Below are 11,961 nucleotides of genomic sequence, written 5' to 3' on the forward strand. Positions count from 1 at the left end.
CTTACTTGGGCTGCGCTGCGGCACGCAGGGCAGCAGCCGCGGCTTGCGGATCTACCGGCTTGGCACCGGACTTGGCATTCGGATCCACTTCTACCACCTTGACCGTATCACCAGGTTTGATGCGCTGGAACCCGTCCACAATCACACGCTCACCCGCCTGCAAGCCCTTGTCCAGCAGCCAGTTCGTACCAATGGCGCGCCCCAGCTCCACGGCGCGGCGCTCAACATTGCCATCCGCATTGACAACCATGACATGGGCACGGCCCGTCAAATCGCGCGTCACCGAGCGCTGCGGCACCAGAATGGCTTCAGGAGCCAGTCCCGTAGGCAGCTGCGCCTGCACAAACATGCCGGGCAGGAGCACCCCATCAGGGTTGGGCACCACAGCACGCAAGGTCACGGTGCCCATGGTGGCATTGACGATCTGCCCCGAAAAGGCAAGCTTGCCCTCATGGTCATAAGTACTGCCGTCTTCGAGCTGGATACGGACGGGTATCTGATCCCCATCGACCTTCTGGTAGCGCCCTGACGCCCAGTCATTGCGCAACTGCAGCAAATCGGCCGTGGACTGGGTGAAGTCCACATACATGGGGTCCATCTGCACGATTTCCGTCAACGGTGTGGTCTGGTTGGCAGTCACCAGCGCACCGGGGGTCACGTTGGAGATGCTGATGCGCCCGGAAATGGGTGCTTCAATGCGGCTGTAGCGCAGATTGATACGTGCATTGTCCAGCGCGGCTTTGGCCACGGCCACATCTGCTCGAGCCTGTTTGGCTGCTGCTTCGCTCTGCTCAAACGCCTGCTCACTGATGGCCTTGATCTTGACCAGCTCTGCATTGCGGCGTGCCGTGGCTTCTGCCGTCTGCAAATTGGCTTGCGCCTTGGCCAGCGCTGCTTCCGCGCTGGTTTCGGCTGCCTTCAGGCTGGCAGCATCGAGCTGGTACAGGGGCTGCCCCTGCTTGACCATGGCACCTTCGGTGAACAGACGCTTTTGCACAATCCCGCTGACCTGGGGCCGCACTTCCGCACTCAGAAAGGCTGCGGTACGACCAGGCAAGGTGGTATCGAGCTGCTGGCTTTGCTTTTGCAGTATGACCACGCCTACTTCTGGTGCAGCAGCCTGTATCTGCCCTGCTGCTGGGGCATCAGATTCTTGGGCACAGCCCGTGAGCATAGCTACGGCCAGCATGACTGCGGCCATACCTCCGGTTTTTAAACGCTGCTGATGCGGAACAACAAAGCTGCTGGGCAAGCGGTTTCTGGCAGGAGGGCTGGCATGTGCTGAGGTCATGAGAACTTGTTATTGGATGGCAAAACTGACACATTCTCACGCCGTAATGTTGCGTTTCTGTAAAGCCATTCAAGCAAGCCGTAATTCTTGCCATGCTTTCGCAGAAAACGCTCGTCAAAGAAAGCTGCAACGCGAGAAAAAAACTGCCTAAAGGATGGGCTGTGCACCAGAAAAGTTCCCACTGGTAAGCAATTTACATACCCAGCCCTGCCGGGCAGTTCTGTCAGTCTCAAACCGCCTGACGCAGCATCTGGCGCATCTGCTCACCCAGCTCCGGGCGGCTGGCAAAGGCATCGGTAGGATTGCGCAGCTCCAGGAGATCTTCCATGCGCATTTGCACGCCGTCCAGGGCATGGGGGTGGCTAAAGATATAGAACTGGTTATCAGCCATGGCGGCAAACACCTTGCTGGCAATGTCCTTGGCTGAGACCTTGCCCGAGCTGACCGCCTTTTGCATCATGCTGCGCGCCAGCTGCTGACTGGGCGTCAGCGTGGCTGCATCGGGTGCATCAGGCCGGTTGCGCTCGCTGTTGGCTATGCCCGTAGGCACGAAATAAGGACACAGCACACTGCAGTGCACTTGGTCAGTGACCAGCCGCAAATCCTGATACAGGGTTTCGGTCAAGCTCACCACCGCATGCTTGCTGACGTTATAGACCCCCATATTGGGCGGCGACACCAGCCCCGCCATGCTGGCGGTGTTCACCATATGCCCCTGCCAATCCGGGTCCTTGCGCGCAGCCTCCAGCATCATGGGCATAAACAGGCGGACCCCGTGAATCACGCCCCACAGGTTCACTCCCAGCACCCATTCCCAGTCACGCACAGACTGCTCCCACAGCAAACCGCCTGCGCCCCCCACACCCGCATTGTTAAAGACGAAATGCGGTGCACCCAACGTGCTTTGCACCTGGCTGGCCAGCGCCTGCATGGCGGCGGCATCGCTCACATCAACCTGACACGCCATGACCTCGGGGGCCCCCAGCGCGCGCGCCTCGGCCTCCGCACTGGCCAAGGCTTGCGCCTCTACATCCACCAATACCAGCTGCATGCCTGCGCTAGCCGCAATGCGCATGCACTCCAGACCAAAGCCAGAACCTGCACCGGTCAGCACAGCGGTTTTACCTGACAAGCCATTCAACATCGGTGTCTCACTATCGTTATGTACTGGAATACGACCACAGCAAGACTGCTTCAAGCCTTGCTGCATTGAAAGCGTGAACAGGTCTAGATCAGCTGAACCAGCTGCTTGCCAAAGTTCTTGCCCTTGAGCATGCCCAGAAATGCCTCGGGGGCGTTTTCCAGCCCCTGCGCGATGCTCTCGCGGGGACGCAACTGCCCCTGTGCGACCAGGGTTGCCAGCTCCTGCAGGGCCTGGGGCCAGACATCCATGTGCTCGCTGACGATAAAGCCTTCCATCTTCACGCGGTTGATGAGGATGAGGGCGGGGTTCTGCAGAGGCAGTGGCGCGCCGTCATAGCCTGCGATCATGCCGCACAGCGCCACCCGCGCAAACGCATTGGCACGCAGCAGCACCGCGTCCAGCAGATAGCCCCCCACATTCTCAAAGTAGCCATCAATCCCATTCGGGCAGGCCTGCTTGAGTGCCTGCGACATGGCTTTGAGGTCGCTGTGGGCACGGTAGTCAATACAGGCATCAAAACCCAGTTCATTGACCGCATAGGCGCATTTTTCCGGGCCACCTGCAATACCCACAACACGGCAGCCGCGTGCCTTGGCCAGTGCACCAAAGGCACTGCCCACCGCGCCTGTCGCTGCACTGACCACCACCGTTTCTCCTGGCTTGGGGTTGATGATCTTGACCAGCCCATACCACGCCGTCACGCCGGGCATGCCAACGGCTCCCAGGTAGTAAGACAGTGGCACGTGCGTGGTATCCACCTTGCGCAGCATGCCAGGGGCGTTGCCATCCACCACGCTGTACAGCTGCCAGCCGCCCATACCGACGACCTTGTCCCCTGGCTGGAACTTGGCATGGCGGCTTTCCACCACCTCACCCACCGTACCGCCGAGCATGACTTCGCCCAGCGGCTGGGGCGCGGCATAGCTCTTGCTGTCATTCATGCGGCCACGCATGTAAGGGTCCAGACTCAGGTAATGGTGACGCACCAGCACCTGGCCTTCCTGCAAGGCAGGAGTTTCCGTTTCCACCAGCTTGAAATTGCTGACAGCAGCTTCGCCCTCAGGACGGTTGTCCAGCAGAATCTGTTGATTGCGCGGCATGTATATCTCCTTTATTTATAGCTATAAGCGCTTGCTACATAAGCTCTAGAGGCCAATTTCATTCATAAAGCAGAACAGCCTGCGCTGTCCTGCCTGTCAGTCTGTGGCAATCACGGTCTGCGCCACCCCACCCTTTTGGCCGGGCTTGACGGTGCGGGGCATGTACTTGAAGGTGCCCGTGGCATGGGTGCACAGGCGGCCTTCGCTGTCATAGACCTTGCCCTCGCAATAGGCCATGGTCTTGGTGCGATGCAGCACCCATCCCTTGGCGACCAGAGGCCCGCGCGCTGCCTGCATGAAGCTGGTCTTCATCTCGATGGTCACGCAGCCAAAGTCATCACTTTCCAGGCTGCGTGCAGCCACGGCCATGGTCACATCCAGCAGCGTCATGCTGGCGCCGCCGTGTGTCACATCAAAAGTGTTCAGATGCTCAGGCCTGGCGGTGTAGTGCAACTCCGACTCACCGTTTTCCATCTTGTGCAAAGTGAATCCCAGGTGGTCCACAAAGGGGATGGGATGTACGCCAAAACTCAACATATCGTGTCTCCGTATACATGCTTGCTGCAATGGGCTGCAAGCATAGCGGCGAGAACACCAAGCCACGCTGAAAAGCTGTCACTTTGGAGTAATGGCGACAATCCCATACGCGCAGGCCTGACTGCGCTTAGCCCAGAATGGCACTCACGCCACCGTCCACCGCCATCCATTGCCCGGTGATGTGCTTACCTGCATCGCTGGCCAGCAGCACAGTCAGGCCCTTGAGATCTTCGCTGTCTCCCAGGCGGCGCAGCGGCGCGCGGCCTGCCATCTTTTCTTCGCCCATGGTGTCAATCAGCACCTCAGCCATCTTGGTGCGGAAAAAACCGGGGCAGATGGCGTTGACCGTAATGCCATGCGGCCCCCACTCAGCCGCCAGCGCGCGCGTGAAATTCAGCACGGCACCCTTGGAGGTGTTGTAGGCAATGGTTTTCATCTCAGTGGGGTTACCGCCCAACCCTGCAATCGAAGCCAGATTGATGATGCGCCCTCCGCGCTCGAGCATGCCCGCCTTGGCCACCGCCTGACTCAGCAAAAAGTAACCACGGACATTGAGGTTCATCACCTTGTCCCAGGCGGAGACAGGGTGGTCTTGCGCAGGCGCGCCCCAGCTGGCTCCCGCGTTGTTGACCAGGATGTCAATGTGGCCCAGCTTTTCGGTGGCCTCTGCCACCAGACGCTGAATGTCGGCCTCATTGGCGCAATCCGCTGCAATCCATTGGGCATCAATCCCTTGCGCCTGCAGCTCCTGGGCAGCAGCTTCCAGGTCATGGGCTTTGCGCGAAGTCAGCACCAGCCGCGCTCCGGCCTCTCCCAGCGCCTGCGCCATCTGCCATCCCAGGCCGCGGGAACCTCCCGTTACCAGGGCCGTTTTGCCTTTCAAGTCAAACAGTTGTTGCACGGTGCGTGTCATGTATGGCGTCTCCTGCTCAATGTGTTGCTATGCCAGTCCATTGTGCGGTGCACACGGCACAGCCCCTGTCGCCAGCGCGAAGCCTGAAGCTCAGGAAAGCCCTGATACGCAGCACCGCCATCAGCCTCTTGCATGACATGCAAAATTAACTGTATATTTACACAATACTGTTGATTTATACATATCTCATGTTTGCAACTGAATTGACCGAAGCCTCCGCAGCTTTCACCGTTTCCCTGTGCGACTACCCCGGCCTGCCCGAGCAGGAACGCCAACGCGCTGAAACCCGCTACGCACGCACGCTGGCGCGCCAGCTGGGCGGTGAAGCACAGGTCATAGAAACACTTCGATTGCTGGAGCGCCTGGAAGATGCCCCACCTGAAGAGATCACCGAAGAAGCCAGGGCTGCCTACCAGCGCTGGATGAAAGCCGCACGCGCCGCCGCCGAAATGGGCATGCAAGGTCTGGGTGGCGAGGAAGGCTGCTACTTCGAAGTCCGCACGCATTGATCGTAAAAACCGTAGCTATCAGCGCTTGCTGCATAAGCCCTGAAGCCTTAAAAGACCAAAAACTCAAGCACAAAAAAGCCCCAAGGCCAAAACCTTGGGGCTTTTTGATACGTAGTGCAACTGCTGGAGACGCTCTCACAAGCCAGCACATCGGAGATATGCGTTTGAGACGAGAAGCGAAGCAGCAGACAGTACAAGTAGTACGGCAAGGCTTCGCGACGAAGTATCAAGGCTTGTGTGAGTGGATCACCCCAGCCACTTGCGGGCGTTGCGCCACACACGCATCCAGGGGCTGAATTCCGACTTATCGCCCGAAGTCCAGCTCATCTGGATGTTGCGGAACACGCGCTCTGGGTGCGGCATCATGGCGGTGAAGCGGCCATCCGCAGTCGTCACCGCCGTCAGGCCACCTTCGGAGCCATTGGGGTTGAACGGATACTGCTCGGTCGCATTGCCGTGGTTGTCCACATAGCGCATGGCGCGCAGCACCTGGTCGGCATTGCCACGGAACTTGAAGTTGGCGTAGCCCTCACCGTGTGCCACAGCGATAGGCAGGCGGGAACCCGCCATGCCCTGCAGGAAGATGGAAGGCGACTCCAGCACTTCCACCATGGACAGACGTGCCTCAAAGCGGTTGCTCTGGTTCTGCGTAAAGCGTGGCCAGTCCTGCGCACCGGGGATAATGTCCGCCAGTTCAGCAAACATCTGGCAGCCATTGCACACGCCCAGACCAAAGGTGTCGCCGCGGCCAAAGAAGGCCTGGAATTGCTCGGACAGGCGATCATTGAACGTGATCGAGCGTGCCCAGCCAATACCAGCGCCCAGCGTGTCGCCGTAGCTGAAACCACCGCAGGCCACCACACCAGCAAAGTCCTTGAGCTGTGCACGGCCCGACTGCAAGTCCGTCATGTGCACGTCCACGGCTTCAAAACCGGCTTCGGTAAAGGCATAGGCCATTTCCACGTGCGAGTTCACACCCTGCTCACGCAGCACAGCCACGCGGGGCTTGGCCTGCAGGTTCAGGAATGGCGCAGCCACATCTTCCTTGGGATCAAACGTCAGATGCACGTGCATGCCGGGATCGCTTGGCTCACCGGCAGCAGCATGCTCGCTGTCAGCGCAGACAGGGTTGTCACGTTGCTGGCAGATCTTCCAGCTCACAGCGTCCCAGACCTGGTGCAGGTCAGACAGCGAAGCGCCAAACACCTTTTGCGCATCGCGCCAGACTTGCAGTTCGCCCTTGCCAGCATCGACGGGCGACGATACAGGACGGGTCTTGCCAATAATGTGGCTGCACTGGATCAGACCGTGCTCGCGCAGCACCTGCATGACTTCGCTGCGGTCTCCGGTACGGATTTGCAGCACCACACCCAGCTCTTCGTTGAACAAAGCACGCAGGGTCTGCTCTTCGCGGCGGCCTGCGACCTGCTGACCCCAGTTCTTGCCTTCACCAGAATCCATGCGACTGTCGGAAATGCCATCACCTTCGGTGATCAGCATGTCCACATTCAGCGCCACGCCCACGTGGCCAGCAAAAGCCATCTCAGCCACAGTAGCCAGCAAGCCACCGTCGCCCTTGTCGTGGTAGGCCAGGATCTTGCCTTGGGCGCGCAGCTGGTTCACGGCATCGACCAGGGCGATCAAGTCCTTGGGGTCGTCCAGATCTGGCGTTTCATTGCCCGCCTGGTTGACCACCTGACCGATGATGGAGCCGCCCATACGCATCTTGCCGCGACCCAGATCAATCAGCACCAGCGAGGAGTCGTCCACTTCAGCATTCAGCTGCGGTGTCAGCGTGCCACGCACATCATCAATAGCGGCAAAGCCGGTGATGATCAGGCTCACAGGCGATGTGACCTTTTTCACCTCGCCGTTTTCGGTCCATTGTGTGCGCATGGACAGGGAGTCCTTGCCTACGGGAATGGAGATATTCAGCGCAGGGCACAGCTCCATGCCCACGGCCTTCACCGTGGCGTACAGCTCGGCGTCTTCACCGGGCTCACCACAGGCAGCCATCCAGTTGGCCGACATCTTGACCTTGGACAGCTCAATGGGCGCAGCCAGCATATTGGTGATGGCTTCGGCCACGGCCATGCGGCCCGAGGCAGGCGCGTTGATGGCAGCCAGCGGTGTGCGCTCGCCCATGGCCATGGCTTCGCCCTTGAAGCCCTGGTAATCAGCCAGTGTCACAGCCACGTCAGCCACGGGAACCTGCCAGGGGCCAACCATCTGGTCACGGTGTGTCAAACCACCCACGGCGCGGTCGCCAATGGTGATCAGGAAACGCTTGGACGCCACCGTGGGGTGGGCCAGCACTTCGATCACGGCCTTTTCCAGGGGCAAGCCGGTCAGGTCCATAGCGGGCAGTTCACGCTGAACCGTCGCCACGTCCTTGGTCATCTTTGGTGGCTTGCCCAGCAGCACGTTCATGGGCATGTTCACGGGGAACTTCTGGTCGCCGGATTCAACGGCGGTGTCTTCCAGAATCAGGTCACGTTCTTCGGTGGCCACACCTATCACGGCGAAGGGGCAACGCTCGCGTTCACAGAAAGCGGTGAACTCATCCAGAGATTCAGGAGCAATCGCCAGCACATAGCGCTCTTGCGATTCGTTGGACCAGATTTCCTTGGGTGCCAGGCCCGACTCTTCCAGCTTGACCTTGCGCAGGTCAAAACGTGCGCCACGACCTGCATCGTTGGTCAACTCAGGGAAAGCATTGGACAAGCCGCCTGCACCCACGTCATGAATGGCCAGAATGGGGTTCTTGTCGCCCTGGGCCCAGCAGTGGTTAATGACTTCCTGCGCACGGCGCTCGATTTCGGGGTTGCCGCGCTGCACGGAGTCAAAGTCCAGCTCAGCCGCATTGGTGCCGGTTGCCATAGAGCTGGCCGCACCACCGCCCATGCCAATACGCATGCCGGGTCCGCCCAGCTGAATCAGCAGCGTTCCTGCGGGGAATTCGATCTTCTTGGTCAGATCCGCATCGATCACGCCCAGACCACCGGCGATCATGATGGGCTTGTGGTAGCCGCGGGTGATGTCACCCACTTGCTGTTCGTATTCGCGGAAGTAGCCTGTCAGGTTAGGACGGCCAAACTCGTTGTTGAACGCCGCGCCACCCAGGGGGCCTTCAATCATGATTTGCAGCGGGCTGGCAATGTGCTCGGGCTTGCCCACTTCGCTGCCCCACAGCTTGGAGACCGTAAAGCCCGTCAGACCTGCCTTGGGCTTGGATCCGCGGCCGGTTGCGCCTTCGTCGCGGATTTCACCGCCTGCGCCGGTGGATGCACCGGGGAAAGGCGAAATCGCGGTGGGGTGGTTGTGCGTTTCCACCTTCATCAGCACATGGTTGACAGCCTTCTGCTTTTGATAGCTAGGAGCGCTTGCTGCATCTGCCTTGGCATCAAATTTCGCTACAAAGCGCTCAACCTCATGGCCTTCCATGATGGAAGCGTTGTCCGCATAGGCCACGATGGTGTGCTGGGGCGAGACGGCTTCGGTATTGCGGATCATGCCGAACAGCGACTTGTCTTGCGCCACGCCATCGATGATGAAGTTGGCGTTAAAGATCTTGTGGCGGCAGTGCTCGGAGTTGGCCTGCGCGAACATCATCAGCTCTACGTCCGAAGGGTTGCGCCCCAGACCGTTGAAGGCATTGACCAGGTATTCGATCTCGTCGTCTGCCAGCGCCAGGCCCCACTGCTTGTTGGCAGCTTCCAGCGCAGCGCGACCACCGCCCAGCACATCCACAAACTCCATGGGCTGTGCGGCCAGTGTGGTGAACAACTTTTCTGCTTCTGCACGCGTAGCAAACACCGACTCGGTCATGCGGTCGTGCAACAGTGCGGCGATCTGGCCCAGCTGCTCGCTGCTCAGTTCAGGCGTGCCGCCAAGCAGGCCAGACTTGAGGCTGATGCGATATTCCGTGATGCGCTCGACGCGAAACACATCCAGGCCGCAGTTGCGCGCAATGTCCGTGGCCTTGGAAGCCCAGGGCGAGATCGTGCCCATTCGGGGGGTGACGACCAGCGCCACACCTTCGCCACTGCCTTCATACGGATCACCATACGTCAACAAGGCCGCCAGACGCTGAGATTGTTCAGCAGTCACAGCGGCCTCGGTGGCAACAAGATGTACAAAGCGGGCGTCAATGCCCGTGATCTTCGGATGGATAGCGACCAGATCGGTCAGGAGTTGCTGGGCGCGGAACGAGCTCAGGGCGTTTCCACCCTCAAACTGAGTCAAATGCAAGGTCACGAGGCGGCCTGTTTATGTGAAGGCTGGTGAAAAGCATCCACACCCTGCAGGCAAGGCAACAGCGTGTGGATGCTGAATCGAGAGAAGGTCTATTTTACCGGGACGAATACTCCCTATATGGAAAGCAATATGAGCAAGCGACATAGATACATGAGCGAAGCACAGGCTTCAGGACTCTGCTAGGGCGTGTTCACATCAACATTGGGTTCGCTGCCCCTGATTATGGAGATCACCAATGGGGTTGAAGGCTTGGGGGCGGTCTGCGTTGTTGCGGCAGCTTGCAAGGCGCTCGGCATTGCTGCGCCACCGCGCCTAGCATCCCATCCCCAAGCCTTCAACGCGAATCTCAAGCTTTATGTGAACACGCCCTAGGGGCAAAAAGTGCATTGTGTGAGCGATGGAAGCGCTGCAGTGGAATAATTGACGGCATGAGCATCACCATCAAAACCCCCGAAGAAATCGAACGCATGCGCATTGCAGGCCGTTTGGCTTCGGAAGTGCTGGACTACATCACCCCCTTCATCAAGCCCGGCATCACCACTGCAGAAATCGACCGCCTAGGCGCAGAATGCATGGCCAAGCAAGGCACACGCTCTGCGACGATTGGCTACCAGCCCCCCGGCTACCCCCCCTACCCCGGTCATCTGTGCACCTCTCCCAACCATGTGGTGTGCCACGGCATTCCCAACGACAAGCCCCTGAAGAAGGGAGACATCCTGAACGTGGACGTGACTGTCATCACCGAAGATGGCTGGTATGGCGACAACAGCCGCATGTTCATGATTGGTGAAGGCACCATTGCAGGCAAGCGCCTGTCCAAGCTCACCTTTGAAGCCATGTGGCTGGGCATTCAGCAAGTCAAGCCCGGAGCCACCTTGGGCGATATTGGCCACGCCATCCAGACTTACGCAGAAAAGCACAACCTTTCTGTGGTGCGCGAATACTGCGGCCACGGCATTGGACAGAAGTTCCACGAAGAGCCCCAGGTACTGCACTATGGCAAGCCCGGCACTGGCGTTGTCCTCGAAGAAGGCATGGTCTTCACCATTGAACCCATGCTCAATCTGGGTAAACGTGAGGTCAAGGAACTGGGCCAGGACGGCTGGACCATCATCACCAAGGACCGCAGCCTGTCTGCCCAATGGGAACTGATGCTGGCTGTCACCAAGACCGGCTATGACATCCTGACCTGGTCGGACGGCTCACCCACACCTCCCGATTTCATCCAGAGCATTCGTACCTGATACGCAAAGCGACTCAGGGCTGAATGCATCTCTGAGCTGGAATCATCGCCACGGCCCTCATCAGGGCCGTTGCTGCTTGATGGGCGGGAAAAAACGGCGAGAAATCTCGGCATCGTTCGCTGCTACCTGCGGCTGACAGATGGCTGTGCGGCTGATGTTTGATTCGGGAGTAGCTCTCCCCACACCCTCTTTTCCATCATTGACCGAAAAGTGAAGCACCCATGAAAAAAGGCAACGTGCCAAACACGTTGCCTTTTTCATGTGCATGCCAGCTGTTACGACTGGCATGGCTCCATGACTGGAGCGCTTGCAATCTTCAGAGAAGATTACTTGCGTGTACCGACCACTTCGATGTCCACGCGACGGTTCTTCGCACGGCCTTCGGCAGTCTTGTTGGAAGCGATAGGCTGAGCTTCACCCTTGCCTTCGGTGTAGATGCGGCTTGCATCGATGCCCTTGGACACCAGGTAAGCCTTCACAGCTTGAGCGCGACGCTCAGACAGCTTCAGGTTGTAAGCTTCTGTACCGATGGAGTCGGTGTGACCCACAGCCACAACCACTTCCAGGTTGATGTCCTTGATCAGCTGAGCCAGTTCGTCCAGAGTAGCCTTGCCAGCAGGCTTCAGCACGGACTTGTCAAAGTCAAAGAAGGTGTCAGCAGCAAAGCTCACCTTGGAAGCTGTAGGAGCAGGTGCAGGAGCTACAACAACTTCTTCAACCTTTTCTACCACTTCAACCACAGGAACCAGAGCACCGTCGCAGCCAGCAGCTGCAGTAGCGGGTGTCCAGTTGGCATCGCGCCAGCACAGTTCGTTGGTGCCGTTCTTCCACACCAGCTCGCCGGAGCCGTTTTGCCAGTTATCGATGGTCTTGCCACCGTCGGCAGCTGTCACTTGTGCGCCGGCAGCAGTTGCCAGAGCTGCAGTTGCAAACAGGATCGCTACTTTGTTCAGTTTCTTCATGGTT

At 58.9% G+C, this 11,961-nt stretch carries 9 protein-coding genes; 2 read left to right on the plus strand and 7 right to left on the minus strand.

Features of this window, described 5'->3' with window-relative positions; all coding sequences use genetic code 11:
- Position 1 precedes the first annotated feature (1 nt).
- The 5 genes from F7P80_RS12490 to F7P80_RS12510 form a co-directional block, all read right to left on the minus strand.
- Positions 2–1,291: an efflux RND transporter periplasmic adaptor subunit gene (locus F7P80_RS12490; RefSeq protein WP_114070914.1), complete on the minus strand. Its 1,290-nt coding sequence runs from the start codon at positions 1,289–1,291 to the stop codon at positions 2–4.
- Positions 1,292–1,520: 229 nt separating this feature from the next.
- Positions 1,521–2,435 carry an SDR family oxidoreductase gene (locus F7P80_RS12495; protein ID WP_054066315.1) on the minus strand — a complete coding sequence of 305 codons (915 nt, stop codon included), beginning with the start codon at positions 2,433–2,435 and terminating at the stop codon, positions 1,521–1,523.
- Positions 2,436–2,518: 83 nt separating this feature from the next.
- Positions 2,519–3,535, minus strand: a complete 1,017-nt coding sequence (locus F7P80_RS12500; RefSeq protein ID WP_151045116.1) for an NADP-dependent oxidoreductase — start codon at positions 3,533–3,535, stop codon at positions 2,519–2,521.
- 96 nt (positions 3,536–3,631) lie between these two features.
- Positions 3,632–4,072: a PaaI family thioesterase gene (locus F7P80_RS12505; RefSeq protein WP_054066313.1), complete on the minus strand. Its 441-nt coding sequence runs from the start codon at positions 4,070–4,072 to the stop codon at positions 3,632–3,634.
- Positions 4,073–4,199: 127 nt separating this feature from the next.
- Positions 4,200–4,985, minus strand: coding sequence for an SDR family oxidoreductase (locus F7P80_RS12510; protein ID WP_151045118.1), 786 nt, complete (start codon positions 4,983–4,985; stop codon positions 4,200–4,202).
- A 188-nt stretch (positions 4,986–5,173) separates the two neighbouring features.
- On the opposite strand from F7P80_RS12510, the gene F7P80_RS12515 reads away from it, so the two are divergent.
- Positions 5,174–5,494 carry a hypothetical protein gene (locus F7P80_RS12515; protein ID WP_151045120.1) on the plus strand — a complete coding sequence of 107 codons (321 nt, stop codon included), beginning with the start codon at positions 5,174–5,176 and terminating at the stop codon, positions 5,492–5,494.
- A gap of 246 nt (positions 5,495–5,740) precedes the next feature.
- On the opposite strand, the gene purL is transcribed toward F7P80_RS12515, so the two are convergent.
- Positions 5,741–9,751 carry a phosphoribosylformylglycinamidine synthase gene (purL, locus tag F7P80_RS12520; RefSeq protein WP_151045122.1) on the minus strand — a complete coding sequence of 1,337 codons (4,011 nt, stop codon included), beginning with the start codon at positions 9,749–9,751 and terminating at the stop codon, positions 5,741–5,743.
- A gap of 428 nt (positions 9,752–10,179) precedes the next feature.
- On the opposite strand from purL, the gene map reads away from it, so the two are divergent.
- Complete coding sequence (gene map, locus F7P80_RS12525) at positions 10,180–10,995, plus strand: type I methionyl aminopeptidase (protein ID WP_054066309.1); 816 nt, start codon at positions 10,180–10,182, stop codon at positions 10,993–10,995.
- 326 nt (positions 10,996–11,321) lie between these two features.
- Here the strand turns inward: map and ompA are convergent, their stop codons facing one another.
- The gene (gene ompA, locus F7P80_RS12530; RefSeq protein ID WP_054066308.1) at positions 11,322–11,957 is read right to left on the minus strand and encodes an outer membrane protein OmpA; all 636 of its coding nucleotides are present in this window, start codon (positions 11,955–11,957) and stop codon (positions 11,322–11,324) included.
- Positions 11,958–11,961 lie beyond the last annotated feature (4 nt).

Origin of the sequence: Comamonas kerstersii (assembly GCF_008801935.1) — a bacterium.
GTDB classification, from domain to species: domain Bacteria; phylum Pseudomonadota; class Gammaproteobacteria; order Burkholderiales; family Burkholderiaceae_C; genus Comamonas; species Comamonas kerstersii.